We start from the raw sequence: 18,636 nt of genomic DNA, 5'->3' as shown, positions 1-18,636 counted from the left end.
CTTGGCCGTGCGGATGTAGTCCTCGCTGAGCGCCTCGACTATCGCGCCGCGGGTGAACCGCGTGTACTGCGTGCAGCCGAAGATGCCGAGCGCGACCCAGGCCAGGAACAGCCCGCTGAACCACTTGAACGGTCCGTCCTGGGTGATCGGGAAGTATCCGGTGTCGCTGAAGAGCGGGACCTCGAACGTGATCGTGAGGTAGAGCCACGTCAGCAGCGCGAAGAGGTAGTAGGGGATCGAGCTGATGAACAGGAAGCTCGAGACCAGGGCCTTGTCGGCCACGGAGCCTCGCCGTCGCGCCGCGGCGACGCCGATGGGGACTCCGAAGAGCAGGTAGAGGAAGGCACCGCCGATGGCGATGGAGAAGGTCGCGGGGATGCGCGAGGCCAGCTCCTCCTTGACCGGCTGCTTGGTGCGGAAGCTGACGCCCAGGCAGGGGGCGTCGCACGCATAGTCGTTCGAGGCGATGGTGAGCGTACGGCCGACGAACACACCCTTGACGAACTTGCCGTACTCCTCGTAGACGGGGTTGTCGTAGCCCAACGTCTTCTCGTAGATCGCCAGCTTCGCCTGCGTGCAGCGGTTGCTGGTCTCACGGTCACAGATGGGTTGGGCAGGGCTCGAGGGGCCGTACCAGAACAGCAGGAAGATCGCCATCGAGACCAACGTCACGACGAGGACTCCCGAGATCAGCCGCTTCACGACATACGCGAACATCGCAGTCACTCTCCGGGGATGGTGGATGAGTCGGACCCCCGAGGCGGACAGCCTCGCTCGAGTCCGGGCTGCCGAGTGGGGGCTCCCCGATCAGGGAGCCCCCACCCGTCAGTGGTTGCTACTGGGTACTACGTGATGCTCCCGGCCACGAGGACCGGTGGGCACCAGGATCACTGCATGACGAACAGGTCCTTGTAGTTCGGCGCACCGATCGAGCCATCGCCCGTCGGGTTGCCGATCTTCGTGCCGAAGACGAACAGGTCGTTGCGGAACGCGGTCGGGATGATCGGGAAGTACTCCGTCATGATCTTCTCGTCCAGCGCACCCCACGCGTCGCCCTGCTCATCGAGCGGAAGGGTGGCGATGTTGTCCATCTCGTCGTCCACGGTGGACTCGGAGAAGTACGCGGTGTTGTAGACAGCGTCGGTCTTCAGCAGCGGCGGGATCATGGTCGAACCGGCGGGCCAGTCCGAGCACCAGTTGACGCCACGGAGGTTGAGGGTCTTGTTGACCTTGTTGTCGGGGTCGAGCCAGATGTTGTAGGGCGACTCCTGGACCGGGATGGCCTTGACCGAGAAACCGCCGGCCTCGAAGCCCTTGGTGATCTGGTCCTGGGTGGCCTTGGCCAGCGGGTCGACCTCGTAGTAGACCATCGTGATCTCGTACGGCTTGTCGCCGTAGCCGGCCTCGGCGAGGAGCTCCTTCGACTTCTCCGGGTCGTAGGTGATCTGCTCACCGTCGACCTGGAACTCCTTCTTGCCCGCCATGCCGGGGGGCATCACCGAGTTGGCGGGGATGCGGGTCACACCCGGAACCTCGCCGCCGGCGATCCAGACGTCCTCGTAGGGGTAGGCGTAGGCCAGGGCCTTGCGGACGTTGATGTCGGTGATCTTGTCGTAGTCAGGCGTCAGCGTGGAGACACACTGCGACGTCTGCTGCACCAGGCGCTCGCCCAGCTGGCCGTTGGCGTCGGCGTACTTGTCCGAGCCGAGACCGGTCGCGACGGCGGTCTGGCTGTCGGAGTTGTCCGACAGCATGATCTCGTCGACCTTGGCCTGGTCCTGGTTGAACTTGAAGACGAACTCGTCGGCGTACTGGTGACGGCCCGGGTCGGAGTCAGCGGACCACTGGTCGTTCTTGACCAGGACCAGCTCCTCGTTGGGCTTGTAGCTGTCGACCTTGTAGGGGCCGTTGGCCAGGGGCTTGGTGCCGTAGTTCGGCGGCTTGGAAGCGTTGCCGAGCGGGGCCGGGCCCATCGCCATGAAGGCGCCCCAGTAGTCCATGTCCGGGAACGGCTTGGCCATCTTGATGGTGATGTCCTGGCCGTCGACCGTGACGCCGGACCACTTCTCGCACTTGGGGTCCTTGCCGGTGTAGGGACCCTCGTAGTCCGCGGCGCCGTCGAAGTACGTCTTGGAGTACTCGGTGCCGGGACCCGACGGGAACGCCTCGGAGTCGAGCGAGCGGCAGATGCCGAACGCGACCTCTTCGGCGGTGACGGGCTGACCGTCCTCCCACGTGGCGTCGTCGCGAATGGTGAAGGTCCACTCGGTGTAGTCGTCGTTGGCCGTGCCCAGGTCGGTCGCGAGGTCGGGGACCAGGACGGGGTCGCCGGTCTCCTCGTCGCGGACGTACTGGGTCAGCGAGCGGCTCGTGAGCGCCTGCTGGATGGAGTTGCCCGTGACGGACCACCCAGCGGTCGGGTCGAGCGAGTCGGGGCCAGGGTCGCCCGGCAGGTACACCGTGATGGTGCCTCCGGCAGTGGCGTCGGGGACTTCGGCAGCGGGGCCCTGACGCTCAGCGTCCTTGGTGCCACCGGTCTGGTCGCCGAACTCCCTCTCCGTGCCTCCGCTGGTGCCACCGTCGTCCGACGACCCGCCGCCACATGCAGCGAGGGTCAGGAGAGCGGCACCAGCAACGAGTGCAAGCGGCTTGTTCCGCTTCATGCTGTCCAGCCTTTCTTTTTTGTTCTCACCGAGGACGGCGTCTCCGGCGACGTGCATGGAACCTTCGACCGAGATCTGGCTCAGCGTCGGGTCTTGGGGTCGAGGGCGTCGCGGACCGCGTCGCCCAAGAGGTTGAGGGAGAGCACCAGCGCGACGATGCCGAGCAACGGCTGCCACAGGTATTGCGGGTACTCGCGGAAGAAGGTCAGGTTGGTCGCCTTGAGGATCGTCTGGCCCCACGAGACGCCGTCGGTGACACCGATGCCGAGGAAGGCGAGGCCGGCCTCGAGCGCCACGAAGGTCGGCAGCATCAGCGAGACGCTGATGATGATCGGTGCGGCCAGGTTGGGCAGCAGCTCCTTGAACAGGATGCGCGAGGTCGGCATGCCCATCACGCGGGCCGCCTGGACGAACTCGCGCTCGCGCAGCGTGATCACCTCGCCGCGGATCAGGCGCGCGGTGCCCATCCACCCGAAGATCGACAGCACCAGCACGAGGCTGACCTTCTGGATCATCGAGTAGTTGTCGCTCGTGTTGAACCGGTCGTTGAGGATCGGCGCCATCGTCAGCGCGGCCAGCAGGAACGGGATCGTCAGGAACATGTCGATGAAGAACGACAGCACCTTGTCGACCGCACCGCCGAGGAAGCCGGCGAGCAGGCCGATGACGACGCCGACGAGGCTCGCGAAGATGGTCGCGGTGGTCGCGATCAGCAGCGAGACGCGGCAGCCGTAGAGCCAGTAGGCCAGGTTGTCCTCACCCGTGCGGGGGGCGACACCCATCGGGTGGTCCCACGTGAACGGACCGTTGGGCGGGCCCATCTCCGGCTTGGGGAGTCCCTTGTTGAGGCCGTCGACGTACTGGCTGGCGAGGCCGGTCTCCAGCGAGACACCGAAGAGCTTGCTGATCGGACCGGCGAAGACCGCGCAGATGATGAAGAAGAGGACGACGAGCGCGCAGATGACGGCGATCTTGTCGTGGGCCAACCGGCCGAGGGCGATCCGCAGCGGCGACTTGCCGGAGATCTCCTTGGCCTCTTGGCTGTTGGGGTCCTGCTGCGGCTCGTCTGTCAACGAGCCCAACGTCTCCGGCCCTGCGGTTTCTGCCGACATGCTCTCCCTATCTGGTTCGGGATGTTCCGGGCGCATTCCAGGGGTCCCCCGGGGGCTGCGCCGAAACGGGACTCTATGTGACCCGCGCCGCACGGACGACCACCGGCGCGTAACGATCTCGTCACGACGCTTTCGCCCGGCAGCGGTGTGAAACCTCCCGGAGATCACTCCGTGGGCGGGACGTCCTTCAAGGGCAAGGCGTCCACACCGGCTTCCTTTCGCTGCTCCGGCGTGATGGGCGCGGGGGCCCCGGTGAGCGGGTCGTAGCCCCCGCCGGACTTCGGGAACGCGATCACGTCGCGGATCGAGTCGGTGCCGGCGAGCAGCGCGACGATGCGGTCCATGCCCACGGCGATGCCGCCGTGCGGGGGCGCGCCGAACTTGAAGGCGTCGAGCAGGAAGCCGAACTTCTCCTGCGCCTCCGCCTCGCTGAGGCCCATCACCGCGAACACGCGCTTCTGGATGTCACCGCGGTGGATACGGATGGACCCGCCGCCGAGCTCGTTGCCGTTGCAGACGATGTCGTAGGCGTAGGCCAGGGCGCTGCCGGGGTCGGTGTCGAAGGTGTCGACGAACTCCGGCTTCGGGCTGGTGAAGGCGTGGTGCACGGCCGTCCAGGCGCCCGCACCGACCGCGACGTCGCCGCTGGCGACCGCGTCCGAGCTCGGCTCGAACAGCGGCGCATCGACGACCCAGGTGAACGCGAAGGTCGAGTCGTCGAGCATCCCGCCGCGACGGCCGATCTCCAGCCGCGCGGCGCCGAGCAGCGCCCGGCTGCTCTTGGCCGGTCCGGCGGCGAAGAAGATGCAGTCGCCCGGCTGCGCGCCGACGTGGGCGGCGAGGCCCTCGCGCTCGGCGTCGGTGAGGTTCTTCGCGACCGGGCCGCCCAGCTCGCCGTCCTCGGCGACGGTGACGTACGCCAGGCCCTTTGCGCCGCGCTGCTTGGCCCAGTCCTGCCACGCGTCGAACTGCCGGCGCGGCTGGCTGCCACCACCCGGCATCACGACGGCACCGACGTAGGGCGCCTGGAAGACCCGGAAGGTGGTCTCGGCGAAGTAGTCGGTGCAGTCGACGAGCTCGAGGCCCATCCGGAGGTCGGGCTTGTCGGAGCCGAAGCGCGCCATCGCGTCGGCGTACGTCATCCGCGGCAGCGGACGCTCGATGGTGTGGCCGGCCTGGGCCCACATGGCCTCCAGGACGTCCTCCATCAGGGTGATGACGTCCTCCTGGTCCACGAAGCTCATCTCGATGTCGAGCTGGGTGAACTCGGGCTGCCGGTCGGCGCGGAAGTCCTCGTCTCGGTAGCAGCGCGCGATCTGGTAGTAGCGCTCCATGCCGCCGACCATCAGCAGCTGCTTGAACAGCTGCGGGCTCTGCGGCAGGGCGTACCAGCTGCCCGGCGCCAGGCGGGCGGGCACCAGGAAGTCGCGGGCGCCCTCGGGCGTCGACCGGGTGAGGGTGGGCGTCTCGATCTCGACGAAGTCGCGCTCGTCGAGCACGTCGCGGGCCGCCTTGTTGATCTTGCTGCGCAGGCGGAGGGCGGCGTTGGGGCCGGAGCGGCGCAGGTCGAGGTAACGGTGCTTGAGGCGTGCCTCCTCGCCCACCTCGCCGCCCTTGTGGCCGGACGCGTCGTCGATCGGGAAGGGCAGCGGGTCGGAGCTGGAGAGCACCTCGACGCCGGCCTCGCCGGGGAGGGCGACGACCTCGATCTCGCCGGTGGCCAGGTTGGGGTTCTCGTTGCCGGCCTTGCGGGCCACGACCTCACCGGTCACCTTGAGGCAGTACTCGCTGCGGAGACTGTGCGCGACCGCCTCGTCGCGTACGACGACCTGGACGATGCCGCTCGCCTCGCGAAGGTCCAGGAACGCGACGCCGCCGTGGTCGCGCCGCCTCGCCACCCACCCGGCGAGCGTGACGGTCTGGCCGACGTGCTCGGCGCGCAGGGCGCCGGCGTCATGGGTGCGGATCACTGGTTCTCCTCGAGTTCACTGGGGGTGCTGGTGTTCGTGCTGGTGGCGGTGCTGCTGATGCGGGGCCGGAGGTCGACCTCGGGTGGGGCCCACGTGGCCGGGTCGGCGTCGACCTGCTCGCCGCTGCGGATGTCCTTGACCTGGTGCGTGCCGTCGGCCTGGACGAACCAGACGAAGGGGATGCCGCGCCGCTCGGCGAAGCGGATCTGCTTGCCGAACTTGGCGGGTGACGGAGCGACCTCGCAGGCGATGCCCCGGGTGCGCAGGGCCCCGGCGACCGCGGTGCTGGTGCCGCGTTCGTCCTCGGTGTTGAGGGCGACCAGCGCGACGCTCGGCACCGGCCGGCTGCCCGACAGGACGCCGTCGGTGATCAGCGGGATGAGCGTGCGGGAGACGCCGAAGGACACCCCGACGCCCGGGTAGGTCGTCCGGCCGTCGCTGGCGAGGGCGTCGTAGCGCCCTCCCCCGCCGACGGACTTCAGCCGCTCGTAGCCCTCCATGAAGATCTCCACGACGGTGCCGGTGTAGTAGTCGAGGCCGCGGGCGATGCGCAGGTTGGCCTCGACGTCGACGCGGTCACCGGCGACGGCACGGCAGCCCTCGACGACCGCCGCCAGCTCCTCGAGCCCCTGGTCGAGCAGCTCGTCGGTGACGCCCAGCGCGCGGACCCGCTCGACGAGGGAGGAGTCGGCGACCCGGATGGTGGCCAGCTCCAGGCACCGCTGTGCCTGCTCCGGCGTCGTGCCGACCCGCTCGACCAGCATCCGCGCGACCTCCTCGGCCGGGAGCTTGTCGAGCTTGTCGATGACCCGGATCGCGTCGGTGACGTCGGCGATGCCCAGGCCGCGGTAGAAGCCCTGGATGAGCTTGCGGTTGTTGAACTGGAACGACACGCGCGGGATCGGCAGCCGGCCGAGGGCGTCGACCATCACAGCCATCACCTCGACGTCGTGGTGGAACGGCAGCTCGTCGCGACCGACGATGTCGACGTCGGCCTGGGTGAACTGCCGGTAGCGCCCCTCCTGCGGGCGCTCGCCGCGCCAGGCCGGCTGGACCTGGAAGCGCCGGAACGGGAACTCCAGGTGCCCGGCGTGCTCGAGGACGTAGCGGGCGAAGGGCACGGTCAGGTCGAAGTGCAGCCCGAGCTCGGCCTTCGCATCGGGCTCGGCCGCGATCCGCTGGAGGACGTAGATCTCCTTGTCGACCTCACCGCCCTTGGCGAGGCGGTCGATGGGCTCGACGACCCGCGTCTCGATGTTGGCGAACCCGTGGAGCTCGAAGGTGTCCGACAGCGACGCGATGACCTCGCGCTCGACCGCCCGCTGCGCAGGCAGCAGCTCGGGGAACCCGCTCAGCGGGCTGATCTTGCTCATGGGAGGTCCTGGAGATAGGGGTTGGTGGCGCGCTCGCGGCCGATCGAGGTCTGCTCGCCGTGGCCCGGCAGGACGACGATGTCGTCGGCCAGCGGCAGCACCTTGTCGGCCAGGCTCCGCAGCATCTTGGCGTGGTCGCCGCCCGGGAGGTCGGTGCGGCCGATGGAGCCTGCGAAGAGCAGGTCGCCGGAGAACATCACCTCCGACACGTCCTGCTGCGCGTGCGGCGTACGGAAGGTCACCGAGCCCTCGGTGTGCCCCGGCGTGTGGTCGACGACGAACCTCAGCCCGGCGAGCTCGAGCTCGGCGAGGTCGGCGAGCTCGCGCACGTCGTCGGGCTCGGCCCACGAGTAGTCGCCGCCGAGCAGCATCTGGGTCGTCTCGCGGCTCATCCCGGCCATCGGGTCGCTGAGCAGGTGGCGGTCGGCCGGGTGGATCCAGGCGGTGGCGTCGTAGGTGCCGGCGACCGGGGCGACGCACCACATGTGGTCGACGTGCCCGTGGGTGACCAGGACGCTGACGGGCTTGAGTCGGTGCTCACGCACGACCTGGTCGACGCCCGCGGCGGCGTCCTTGCCGGGGTCGATGACCACGCACTCCGCGCCGGGACCCGTCGCCACGACGTAGCAGTTGGTCCCCCAGGGTCCGGCGGGGAAGCCAGCGATGAACACAGGCGTCAGTCCTTGCTTGTCTCGCGGGTCAGTTCTGCGAGTCGGGTGATCGGCCGTCTCGTCTCTGGCGGGAAGCCTACCGAGGGCGCTCCGGAGCATGACTACGATGGGCGACCATGAGCTCCGACAAGCAGTCCCGAGACGACTCGGCCCCCTGGGGTCGGGTGGCCGAGGACGGCACCGTCTATGTCCGCACCGCCGATGGGGAACGATCCGTCGGGTCCTACGAAGCCGGCACGCCGGACGAGGCCCTGGAGTTCTTCACCAAGCGTTTCGACGAGCTGGAGGGCAAGGTCCGCCTGCTCGAGCAGCGCGTGGCGTCGGGCCGCCTGGCCCCCGAGGAGGCCATCTCGTCGGTCAAGGCACTGCGCGAGCAGGTCGTGGACGCCCACGCGGTCGGCGACCTGGTCTCCCTGGCGGCCCGGCTGGACGCGCTCGGCCCCGTGGTCGCGGTGCAGCGTGCCGCGCGCAAGGAGGAGCGAGCCCAGAAGAGCGCGGAGTCCAAGGCCGCGAAGGAGAAGCTCGTCACCGAGGCCGAGCGCCTCGCCGAGGGCACCGACTGGCGCAACGGCGCCAACCGGCTGCGCGAGCTCCTCGCGACGTGGAAGGAGCTCCCCCGCCTCGACCGCGCCACCGACGACGCGCTGTGGCGCCGCTTCTCCACCGCGCGGACGACGTACACCCGCCACCGCAAGGCGCACTTCTCCGAGGAGCACGAGCGCCGCGACGGGGCCCGCGTCATCAAGGAGCGCCTGGCCACCGAGGCCGAGGCGCTGGCCACGTCGACCGAGTGGGGTCCGACGGCGGGCCGCTACCGCGACCTGATGCGCGACTGGAAGGCCGCAGGCCCCGCGCCGCGCGACGTCGACGACAAGCTCTGGCAACGCTTCCGCGGTGCCCAGGACGCCTTCTTCGGCGCCCGCGACGCCGCCAACGCCGCCCTCGACGAGGAGTTCGCCGCCAACGCGGACGTCAAGGACCAGATCCTGGTCGAGGCCGAGGCGCTCGTGCCGGTCACCGACCTCGACACGGCCAAGAGGACCTTCCGCGACCTGGCGGACCGCTGGGACGCCGCCGGCAAGGTGCCGCGCGACCGGATGAAGGACCTCGAGGCCCGCATGCGCAAGGTCGAGCAGGCCATCCGCGCGGTCGAGGAGGACCAGTGGAGCCGCAGCGACCCCGAGAAGTCGGCCCGCGCCGACGACATGATCGGCAAGCTCGAGGCCGGCATCGCCGAGGCCCAGGCCAAGCTCGACAAGGCCACCGCGGCCGGAGACACCCGCAAGGCCAAGGACCTCGAGAGCGAGCTCGCCAACAAGCAGGCGTTCCTCGACATGGCGCGCAAGGCCGCCGCAGACTTCAGCTGACCTGACGCTTGTGCACGCGCCGGCGGTGCCGAGCTGACGCGTGTGCACGCGCCGACGGTGCCGAGCTGACGCGTGTGCACGCGCCGGCGGTGCCGAGCTGACGCGTGTGCCCGCAGCGTTTGTGCACAAGCGTCAGCTCGGCGGGGGTTGTGTGCGCACAAGCGTCAGCTCGGCGGGGGTCGTGTGCGCACAAGCGCCAGCTCGGCGGGGGTCGTGTGCGCACAAGCGTCAGCTCGGCGGGGTGTCGCTGCGCACTCGCGACAGGTCAGGCGGTGACGCGGTAGGCGTCGAAGACGCCCGGCACGGCGCGCACGGCACGCAGCACGCCGTCGAGGTGGGCCGCGTCGGCCATCTCGAAGGAGAAGCGGCTCTTGGCCACGCGGTCACGAGTGGTGGAGAGCGTGGCGCTGAGGATGTTCACGTGGGTGTCGGAGAGCGCCATGGTGATGTCGGAGAGCAGCCGCGCGCGGTCGAGGGCCTCGACCTGGATGTTGACCAGGAAGGTCGACTGCGAGGTCGGCGCCCACTCGACGTCGAGGACGCGCTCGGGCTGGCCGAGCAGGCTGGAGGCGTTGGTGCAGTCGCGCCGGTGGACCGACACTCCCCCGCCCTTGGTGACGAAGCCGAGGATCGGGTCCGGCGGCACGGGGGTGCAGCACTTGGCGAGCTTGACCCAGAGGTCGTCCACGCCCTTGACGATCACGCCGGAGTCGGTGGGGGCGCGCTTGGCACGCGGGCGCCCGGTGATGGTGACGCCCTCGGAGAGGTCCTCGGCCGCACCGTCGTTGCCGCCGTGCAGGTCGATGACGCGTCGTACGACGGCCTGGGCGCTGAGGTTGCCCTCCCCGACCGCGGCGTAGAGGGCCGAGACGTCGGCGTGGTGGAAGTGCTCGGCGACCAGCGACAGCACGTCGTGCGTCATCAGCCGGGTGAGGGGCAGGCCCTCCTTGCGCATCAGCTTGGCGATCTGGTCCTTGCCGTGCTCGATCGCCTCCTCACGCCGCTCCTTGGTGAACCACTGACGGATCTTGGAGCGGGCGCGCGGTGACTGGACGAAGTTGAGCCAGTCGCGCGACGGGCCGGAGGTCGGCGACTTGGAGGTGAAGACCTCCACCACGTCGCCGTTGTCGAGCGTGGACTCCAGGGGCACCAGGCGGCCGTTGACCCGCGACCCGATCGTGTGGTGGCCGACCTCGGTGTGGACGGCGTAGGCGAAGTCGACCGGGGTCGAGCCCATCGGCAGCGGGATCACGTCGCCGCGCGGGGTGAAGACGTAGACCTGCTGCTGGTTCATCTCGAAGCGCAGCGACTCCAGGAACTCGCCGGGGTCGTCGACCTCGCTCTGCCAGTCGAGGAGCTGGCGCAGCCAGGTGAGGTCGTCGCGGTCACCGAGGCGGTCGGTGTCGACGCCGTCCTTGGTGTTCTCCTTGTACTTCCAGTGCGCGGCGACGCCGTACTCGGCGCGACGGTGCTGGGCGAAGGTGCGGATCTGCACCTCGACCGGCTTGCCCTGCGGCCCGATGACGGTGGTGTGGAGCGACTGGTACATGTTGAACTTCGGCATCGCGACGTAGTCCTTGAAGCGCCCCAGCACGGGGTTCCACCGCGAGTGGATGACGCCGAGCGCGCTGTAGCAGTCGCGGTCCTCGTCGACGAGGATCCGGATGCCGACCAGGTCGTAGATGTCGGAGAAGTCGCGACCGCCGACGATCATCTTCTGGTAGATCGAGTAGTAGTGCTTGGGGCGACCGGTGACCTTGGCGTTGATCCGCGAGGCCTTGAGGTCCTGCTCGATGTCGGCGACCACCTCGGCGAGGAACTGGTCGCGCGACGGTGAGCGCTCGGCCACCATCCGCACGATCTCGTCGTAGATCTTGGGGTGCAGCGTGGCGAAGGCCAGGTCCTCGAGCTCCCACTTCAGCGTGTTCATGCCGAGGCGGTGCGCGAGCGGCGCGTAGATGTCGAGCGTCTCGCGCGACGAGCGCTCCTGCGAGGCGGCCGGGACGTAGCGCAGGGTGCGCATGTTGTGGAGGCGGTCGGCCAGCTTGATCACGAGGACGCGGATGTCGCGCGACATCGCCACGATCATCTTGCGGATCGTCTCGGCCTGCGCCGAGGCGCCGTACTGCACCTTGTCGAGCTTGGTCACGCCGTCGACGAGGACGGCCACCTCGTCGCCGAAGTCGGCGCGCAGCTCGTCGAGCGTGTAGGGCGTGTCCTCGACGGTGTCGTGGAGCAGCGCGGCGACCAGCGTCGGCTCGGTCATGCCGATGTCGGCCAGGATCGTGGTCACCGCGAGCGGGTGGGTGATGTAGGGGTCGCCGCTCTTGCGCATCTGACCGGTGTGCCACTTGTCGGCGACGGCGTAGGCCCGCTCGAGCAGGGCGAGGTCTGCCTTGGGGTGGTTGGCGCGCACCGCCCGGAACAGTGGCTCGAGGACCGGGTTGGACGACGGCGGGCGCGTGCCGACACGGGCGAGGCGGGCGCGCATGCCGCGCGCGGTCAGGGGCGCCTTGGCCTCCTGTGCGGGCACCTGCTCCTCTGCCATCTCCCCAGTCTAGTGAGGTCACGGGCACCGACGTACGCCGACGCCGACCTGGCGACGGCGTCGGCGTCGGGGCCGCCTCGGTCAGCGTCGGGTCGGCGTCGGGTCAGATGGTCAGCAGCGTGGAGATCGGGAGGTCGCCGGTGACCGCGCGGGGGTCGAGGAAGCCGAGCTCCATCAGGACCGCGGCACCCGTCGCGATGCCGCCACAGGCCTCGATCAGCCGGCGCGTCGCGGCGACGGTGCCGCCGGTCGCGAGGACGTCGTCGACCAGCAGCACGCGCTCGCCGGGGGCGATGCCGTCGCGGTGGACCTCGAGGGTGGCCTCGCCGTACTCGAGGGAGTAGGAGACCGCATGTGCCGCGCGCGGCAGCTTGCCGGCCTTGCGCACCGGCACGAAGCCGATCCCGAGGGCGAGCGCGACCGGGGCGGCCAGGATGAAGCCGCGGGCCTCCATGCCGACGACCTTGTCGACCACGACGTTGCCGTGGTCGTCGCGACCGGCGGCCGCGAGGGCGGTGATGATCGCCGAGAAGGCCTGGTGGTCGGCGAGGACCGGCGTGATGTCCTTGAAGGTCACGCCCTTCTCGGGCCAGTCGGGGACGTCGACGGTGAGGCGGGTGAGCGCCTCCTGCGCCGTACGTCGATCAGGCATCCTCGACCTCGCCCGTGGCGGGCGCGTCGACCTTGGCGATCGCGGCGCGCGCGATCTCGATCTCGGTGCCGGGCGCGATCTCGAGCCGGGCGCGGTCGTCGGTGATCGAGGTGATCGTGCCGAAGACACCGGCGGACATCATCACGCGCTGGCCGACCTGGATGCTGTTCTGCAGGGAGACGACCTCCTTCTGCCGGCGCTGCTGGGGGCGGATCACCATGAACCAGAACAGGGCCAGGATGGCGGCCAGGGGCAGTAGTGCGGCGAGATCGTTCACGGTCGGGGCTCTCCTGGGATCGTGGGGTGCGTGAGCCCGTGGAGTCTACGCGGAGCCCCGCGACCCCTCAGAGGTCGTCGAAGAGGGCGGAGTCGACCGTCGGCAGCGTGGGCGGGGTGAGCCCGAGGTGCTGCCACGCGGCGGGCGTCGCGACGCGGCCGCGCGGGGTGCGCGCGAGCAGGCCGGTGCGGACCAGGAACGGCTCGGCGACCTCCTCGACCGTCTCGCGCTCCTCGCCCACGGCGACCGCGAGGGTCGAGATGCCGACCGGTCCCCCACCGAAGCGGCGGCACAGCGCGTCGAGGACACCGCGGTCGAGGCGGTCGAGACCGGACTCGTCGACCTCGAACATCTCCAGCGCGGCCCGGGCCACCGGCAGGGTCAGGACGCCGTCGGCGCGGACCTGGGCGTAGTCACGGACCCGGCGCAGCAGCCGGTTGGCGATGCGCGGGGTGCCGCGCGAGCGCGACGCGATCTCGCTGGACCCCTCGGCGGTCAGGTGCACGTCGAGCAGGCCGGCGGAGCGGTGCACGATCTGGTCGAGCTCGTGGGGCTCGTAGAACTCGAGGTGCGCGGTGAAGCCGAAGCGGTCGCGCAGCGGCCCGGGCAGCAGCCCCGCGCGGGTGGTGGCGCCGACGAGCGTGAACGACGGGATCTCCAGCGGGATCGCCGTCGCGCCCGGGCCCTTGCCGATGACCACGTCGACCCGGAAGTCCTCCATGGCCATGTAGAGCATCTCCTCGGCCGGTCGCGACATCCGGTGGATCTCGTCGACGAAGAGGACGTCGCCCTCGTTGAGGCCGGAGAGGATGGCGGCGAGGTCGCCGGCGTGGGTGATCGCCGGGCCGCTGGTGAGCCGCAGCGGCGTGCTCATCTCGGCGGCGATGATCATCGCCAGCGTGGTCTTGCCGAGCCCGGGCGGACCGGACAGCAGGACGTGGTCGGGTGCGCGGCCCCGGCGGCGGGCGGCCTCGAGGACCAGCCCCAGCTGGTCGCGCACGCGTCCCTGGCCGATGACCTCGTCGAGCGTCTTGGGGCGCAGCGCCGCCTCCACCGCACGGTCGTCACCGTCCGCGTCGGCGTCGGTGAGTCGCTGCAGGTGGGTGAGCTCGGCCTGCGTGAGGTCGTCGTCCAGGTCGGTGTCCGCGTCGTCGTCCCAGTTCATCGCACGCCCCCGCTCACGCCTTGCTCAGCGTGCGGAGGGCCGCGCGCAGCAGGGCGCCGACGTCGGGCATCTCACCGGCGTCGGGGGCAACGGCCTCGACGGCCTGCTCGGACTCCTTGGCCGACCAGCCCAGGCCGACGAGGCCCTGGTGCACCTGGTCGCGCCAGGGGGCGCCGACGGGACCGGTGGCCGGGGCGTGGTGGCCGCCGACCGGTGGACCGATGCGGTCCTTGAGCTCGAGGATGATCCGCTGCGCGCCCTTCTGGCCGATCCCGGGAACCCGCGTCAGCGCCTTCACGTCCTCGGTCGTGATGGCACGGCGTACGTCGTCGGGGCTCATCACCGCGACGATCGCCTGCGCGACCTTGGGGCCCACGCCGGAGGCGGTCTGCACGATCTCGAAGACCTGCTTCTCGTCGTCGTCGAGGAATCCGAAGACGGTGAGGCTGTCCTCGCGCACCACCATGCTCGTCGGGAGCATCGCCTGGCGGCCGACGCGCAGGGTGGCGAGGGTGCCGGGCGTGCACATCAGCTCCAGGCCGACACCCCCGACCTCGAGCACGGCGCTGGTGAGCGTGACGGCGGCGACCTCGCCGCGGACGAAGGCGATCATCGGGTCCTCATCGGTGTGGGGGGGCGACGCGTGGCGGCCACCGCCGCGTCGATCCGGGACTGCGCGCCACCACGCCACACGTGCGTGATGGCCAGGGCGAGGGCGTCGGCCGCGTCGGCGGGCTTGGGCAGCTCGGTCAGGCGCAGGATGCGGACCACCATGGCGCCCACCTGGGCCTTGTCGGCCCGACCGTTGCCGGAGACGGCGGCCTTGACCTCGCTGGGGGTGTGCAGGGCGATCGGCAGGCCGCGGCGGGCGGCGACCACGAGGGCGATCCCGCTGGCCTGCGCGGTGCCCATGATGGTGCTGGAGTCGGAGCGGGCGAAGACGCGCTCGACGGCGACGGCGTCGGGCCGGTGCTCCTCGATCCAGGCGTCGAGGCCGCGCTCGATCGTGACCAGCCGCTCGGCGATCGGCAGCGAGGCGCTGGTGCGGATGACGCCCACGTCGACCATCGTCAGCGGTCGGCCGACGCTGCCGTCGACCACGCCGACGCCGCAGCGTGTCAGGCCGGGGTCGATGCCGAGCACCCGCACGTGTCCACCTCTCGCCAGCCGGTCCGTCCGAACACATGTTCGTGCGGCCACGCTAACCCGCGACCCCGGCGCGACGGCGTACGACACGCGGCGTGGGGGTGCTTCCGACGGGGGGCCGCCCGCTCAACTCACCGGGGGCTGCCCGCCAACTCACCGGTTGGTGCGCCAACTCGTCAGTTGGCGACACGGCACGAAGACCACGACACGGAGCACCATCGCACGGAGCACCACGGGAGCTCAGGCGTCGGCGGCCTCGAGCTCGGCGAGCACGTCCGCGGGGATGTCGACGTTGGTGAAGACGTCCTGGACGTCGTCGAGGTCCTCGAGCGCGTCGACGAGGTGCATCACCTTGCCGGCGCCGTCGGCGTCGACCGGGATCTCGAGGCTGGCGACGAACTCCACGTCGGCGGAGTCGTAGTCGATGCCGGCGTCCTGGAGGGCGGTGCGTACGGCGACCACGTCGGTGGCCTCGCTCTGCACCTGGAAGGCCTCCTCGAGGTCGTTGACCTCCTCGGCACCGGCGTCGAGGGTCGCCTCGAGCACGTCGTCCTCGGTGACCTCACGGTCCTCCTGGGACTTCGGCACCACGACGACGCCCTTGCGGGTGAACAGGCGCGAGACGGAGCCGGGGTCGGCCATGGTGCCGCCGTTGCGGGTGACCGCGGTGCGGACCTCCATCGCGGCACGGTTGGTGTTGTCGGTGAGGCACTCGACGAGGATCGCGACGCCCTGCGGGCCGTAGACCTCGTAGGAGATCGTCTTGTAGTCGATGCCGCCGGACTCGGCGCCGGAGCCGCGCTTGAGCGCGGAGTCGATGTTCTTGTTGGGGACCGAGCTCTTCTTGGCCTTCTGGATCGCGTCGTAGAGCGTCGGGTTGCCGGCGGGGTCGCCGCCGCCCTGCTTCGCCGCGACCTCGATGTTCTTGATCAGCTTGGCGAAGAGCTTGCCGCGCTTGGCGTCGATCGCGGCCTTCTTGTGCTTGGTCGTTGCCCACTTGGAGTGGCCTGACATGAGTCCCTCAATCAGTGTCGTTGCGGTGCCGTGCAGTGCCGGTCCGGGTCAGGCCGAGCGCACCAGGTCCACGAACATGCCGTGGACCCGGTCGTCGCTGCCGACCTCGGGATGGAACGAGGTCGCCATCAGGGGGCCTTGACGGACCGCGACGATCCTACCCGCGGCGGGCCCGGACTCGACGTGCGCCAGCACCTCGACGTCGTCGTCGACGGCCTCGACCCACGGCGCGCGGATGAAGACGGCCCGGACCGGGTCGGCCAGTCCGTCGAGGTGCAGGTCCTCCTCGAAGGAGTCGACCTGACGCCCGAAGGCGTTGCGGCGCACGGTGATGTGGAGCCCGCCGATCGTCTCCTGGCCCACGGCCCCGTCCTCGATCCGGTCGGCCAGCAGGATCATCCCGGCACACGTCCCGAGGGCGGGCAGTCCACCGCGGACGGCCTCGCGCAGCGGCTCGAGGAGGTCGAAGATCCTCGCCAGCTTGACCATCGTGGTCGACTCCCCGCCCGGGAGGACGAGGCCGTCGCAGGCGGCGAGCTCGGCGGGTCGGCGTACGGAGATCGCGTCGGCCCCGAGCGAGCGCAGGGCGGCGAGGTGCTCGCGCACGTCGCCCTGGAGGGCGAGGACGCCGATGGTGGGAGTCACGAACGCCGATCCTAGGACCGGGCGGTCCCCCTAGGCTCAGGGCCCATGAGGCTTCCCCGATCACGTGCCCGGTCGAGCGCGCTCTCCGCGGCCCTGCTGGGCCTGGCCCTCACCGCCGGTGGCGCGTCCACCGCGACGTCGGCACCCGCCCCGGCGGTCGACGCGGCGTCCCCCCGCACGGGTCCGCGGACGATCGAGGGGTGGCCGGTCCGTACGCCGTCCAGCCTCGGCCTGCGCGGCAGCGCGATGGAGCGGGGCGCCGCCATCGCCGAGGGACTCGACTCGACCTGCTTCGCGGTGCTGCGCAACGGCAGGCTCGCCCGCGACTGGAACTGGCGCCTGGAGCGCGACGTGCCGCGCCCGGTCTTCTCGATCACCAAGTCCGTCACGAGCACGCTCGTCGGCATCGCGATCCGCGACGGCGACCTTCGCCTCGACGACACGGTCGCGACGTACGTCCCCGAGTGGCGCGGCACGCCGTCCGGCTCCGTCACCGTGCGCAACCTGATCTCCAACGACAGCGGGCGCGTCTGGTCGATGCAGTCGGACTACGCCGATCTGCTGGCGGCAAGCAACCGCACGAAGTACGCGATCGGCCTGACGCAGCAGTACGCCCCGGGCAGCGCGTGGGCCTACAACAACGCGGCGATCCAGGTGCTCGAGCCGGTGCTGGTGAAGGCCACCGGGATGTCCGTCGCGAGGTTCGCCCGCACGCGGCTGTTCGAGCCCCTCGGCATGAGCCACTCGACCTTCATCACCGACCGCGCGGACAACGCGGCGGTGTTCTACGGCCTGGAGACCACGTGCCTGGACCTGGCCCGCCTCGGCTCGCTCTACCTCGGCCGCGGCAAGGTCGACGGCACCCGCCTGCTCGCCACGAGCTACGTCAGGCGCACGGTCGGCCGGTCGTCGACGGTGCACAACGCGGCCTACGGCTACCTCTGGTGGCTCAACCGGCCGGGGCGCCTGCGGGGCGCCACCGACGCGGTGGACGCGCAGGGCCAGCCGCTCCGGCAGGTCACCGGCCAGCTGGCGCCGTTCGCGCCGGCCGACCTCTACGCCGCCCTCGGGTTCGGGGGCCAGGTCCTGCTCGTGGACCCGTCCACCAGGACGATGGTGATCCGCCTCGGCCTCCCCGCCCCGGCGGGCGAGGAGGGCTACGGGTTCGCCGACGCAGCCACCGTGCTCACGCAGGCGCTGCGCTGAGGGTTGCGCTGAGGGTTGTTGACTACCAGCCGCGCTCGGAGAGGCGGTGCGGCTGCGGGATCTCGTCGACGTTGATGCCGACCATGGCCTCACCCAGCCCGCGGGAGACCTTGGCGACCACGTCGGGGTCGTCGTGGAAGGTGGTGGCCTTGACGATCGCCTCGGCACGCTCGGCCGGGTTGCCGGACTTGAAGATGCCCGAGCCGACGAAGACGCCCTCGGCGCCGAGCTGCATCATCATCGCGGCGTCGGCCGGGGTGGCGATGCCGCCGGCGGTGAAGAGGACGACCGGGAGCTTGCCCGCGGCGGCGACCTCCTTGACCAGCTCGTAGGGCGCCTGCAGCTCCTTGGCCGCGACGTAGAGCTCGTCCTCGGCCATGCCGTGGAGGCGGCGCAGCTCGCCCCCGATGGTGCGCATGTGCATCACCGCGTTGGAGACGTCGCCGGTGCCGGCCTCGCCCTTGGAGCGGATCATCGCCGCGCCCTCGGTGATGCGGCGCAGCGCCTCACCGAGGTTGGTGGCACCGCACACGAACGGCACGGTGAACTGCCACTTGTCGATGTGGTTGGCGTAGTCGGCCGGGGTCAGCACCTCGGACTCGTCGATGTAGTCGACGCCGAGCGACTGCAGCACCTGGGCCTCGACGAAGTGACCGATGCGGGCCTTGGCCATCACCGGGATCGAGACCGCCTCGATGATGCCGTCGATCATGTCGGGGTCGCTCATCCGGGCGACGCCGCCCGCGGTGAACAGCACGACCGGCAGCTTGCCGGCGGCGGCGACCTCGGCGACGAGCTCGTAGGGCGCCTGCAGCTCCTTCGCCGCG

17 protein-coding genes are annotated in these 18,636 nt (G+C 70.4%); 2 read left to right on the top strand and 15 right to left on the bottom strand.

The genetic code is table 11. The annotated features are described in order from the left end of the window. From JWN97_RS16665 to JWN97_RS16640, 6 genes are all read right to left on the bottom strand, one after another. Positions 1-717, bottom strand: a 717-nt coding sequence (locus tag JWN97_RS16665; RefSeq protein ID WP_297625146.1) for an ABC transporter permease, incomplete at its 3' end; no start/stop codon positions are given. 170 nt (positions 718-887) lie between these two features. After that, positions 888-2,663, bottom strand: a complete 1,776-nt coding sequence (locus tag JWN97_RS16660; RefSeq protein ID WP_297625144.1) for an ABC transporter substrate-binding protein — start codon at positions 2,661-2,663, stop codon at positions 888-890. Between the two features lie 80 nt (positions 2,664-2,743). Next, positions 2,744-3,736: an ABC transporter permease gene (locus JWN97_RS16655; RefSeq protein ID WP_297625141.1), complete on the bottom strand. Its 993-nt coding sequence runs from the start codon at positions 3,734-3,736 to the stop codon at positions 2,744-2,746. Positions 3,737-3,939: 203 nt separating this feature from the next. After that, positions 3,940-5,745 carry an aspartate--tRNA ligase gene (gene aspS, locus JWN97_RS16650; RefSeq protein WP_297625138.1) on the bottom strand — a complete coding sequence of 602 codons (1,806 nt, stop codon included), beginning with the start codon at positions 5,743-5,745 and terminating at the stop codon, positions 3,940-3,942. After that, entirely contained in the window at positions 5,742-7,118 is a 1,377-nt protein-coding gene (hisS, locus tag JWN97_RS16645; protein ID WP_297625135.1) for a histidine--tRNA ligase, read from the bottom strand. Before hisS ends, aspS begins: the two co-directional genes overlap by 4 nt. After that, positions 7,115-7,789: an MBL fold metallo-hydrolase gene (locus JWN97_RS16640; protein ID WP_297625132.1), complete on the bottom strand. Its 675-nt coding sequence runs from the start codon at positions 7,787-7,789 to the stop codon at positions 7,115-7,117. Before JWN97_RS16640 ends, hisS begins: the two co-directional genes overlap by 4 nt. Positions 7,790-7,905: 116 nt before the next feature. Between JWN97_RS16640 and JWN97_RS16635 the strand changes: the two genes are divergently transcribed. Beyond that, entirely contained in the window at positions 7,906-9,156 is a 1,251-nt protein-coding gene (locus JWN97_RS16635) for a DUF349 domain-containing protein (RefSeq protein ID WP_297625129.1), read from the top strand. Between the two features lie 265 nt (positions 9,157-9,421). Here the strand turns inward: JWN97_RS16635 and JWN97_RS16630 are convergent, their stop codons facing one another. From JWN97_RS16630 to pdxT, 8 genes are all read right to left on the bottom strand, one after another. Then, the gene (locus JWN97_RS16630) at positions 9,422-11,704 is read right to left on the bottom strand and encodes a bifunctional (p)ppGpp synthetase/guanosine-3',5'-bis(diphosphate) 3'-pyrophosphohydrolase (protein ID WP_297625126.1); all 2,283 of its coding nucleotides are present in this window, start codon (positions 11,702-11,704) and stop codon (positions 9,422-9,424) included. Positions 11,705-11,807: 103 nt separating this feature from the next. Then, positions 11,808-12,356 (bottom strand): adenine phosphoribosyltransferase, encoded by a 549-nt coding sequence (locus JWN97_RS16625; RefSeq protein ID WP_297625123.1) that lies wholly within the window; start codon positions 12,354-12,356, stop codon positions 11,808-11,810. Beyond that, entirely contained in the window at positions 12,349-12,633 is a 285-nt protein-coding gene (gene yajC, locus JWN97_RS16620; protein ID WP_297625120.1) for a preprotein translocase subunit YajC, read from the bottom strand. The genes JWN97_RS16625 and yajC overlap by 8 nt, the downstream gene beginning before the upstream one ends. A 67-nt stretch (positions 12,634-12,700) precedes the next feature. Beyond that, entirely contained in the window at positions 12,701-13,798 is a 1,098-nt protein-coding gene (gene ruvB / locus JWN97_RS16615) for a Holliday junction branch migration DNA helicase RuvB (RefSeq protein ID WP_297625118.1), read from the bottom strand. A gap of 13 nt (positions 13,799-13,811) precedes the next feature. After that, positions 13,812-14,411, bottom strand: coding sequence for a Holliday junction branch migration protein RuvA (gene ruvA / locus JWN97_RS16610; RefSeq protein WP_297625115.1), 600 nt, complete (start codon positions 14,409-14,411; stop codon positions 13,812-13,814). Continuing rightward, a complete protein-coding gene (ruvC, locus tag JWN97_RS16605; protein ID WP_297625112.1) occupies positions 14,408-14,947 on the bottom strand; it encodes a crossover junction endodeoxyribonuclease RuvC in 540 nt (179 codons plus the stop codon). The genes ruvA and ruvC overlap by 4 nt, the downstream gene beginning before the upstream one ends. 237 nt (positions 14,948-15,184) lie before the next feature. Beyond that, the gene (locus JWN97_RS16600; protein WP_297625109.1) at positions 15,185-15,958 is read right to left on the bottom strand and encodes a YebC/PmpR family DNA-binding transcriptional regulator; all 774 of its coding nucleotides are present in this window, start codon (positions 15,956-15,958) and stop codon (positions 15,185-15,187) included. Positions 15,959-16,006: 48 nt separating this feature from the next. Next, positions 16,007-16,603: a pyridoxal 5'-phosphate synthase glutaminase subunit PdxT gene (gene pdxT, locus JWN97_RS16595; protein WP_297625106.1), complete on the bottom strand. Its 597-nt coding sequence runs from the start codon at positions 16,601-16,603 to the stop codon at positions 16,007-16,009. Positions 16,604-16,648: 45 nt separating this feature from the next. Between pdxT and JWN97_RS16590 the strand changes: the two genes are divergently transcribed. Beyond that, positions 16,649-17,809, top strand: a complete 1,161-nt coding sequence (locus tag JWN97_RS16590) for a serine hydrolase domain-containing protein (protein ID WP_297625103.1) — start codon at positions 16,649-16,651, stop codon at positions 17,807-17,809. Positions 17,810-17,831: 22 nt separating this feature from the next. Here the strand turns inward: JWN97_RS16590 and pdxS are convergent. Further along, on the bottom strand, positions 17,832-18,636 hold an 805-nt coding region (pdxS, locus tag JWN97_RS16585), incomplete at its 5' end, for a pyridoxal 5'-phosphate synthase lyase subunit PdxS (protein WP_297625099.1).

The sequence above is a fragment of the Nocardioides sp. genome, from assembly GCF_025965415.1.
Taxonomy (GTDB): domain Bacteria; phylum Actinomycetota; class Actinomycetes; order Propionibacteriales; family Nocardioidaceae; genus Nocardioides.
This window is presented reverse-complemented; position numbering and strand designations above follow the sequence as displayed.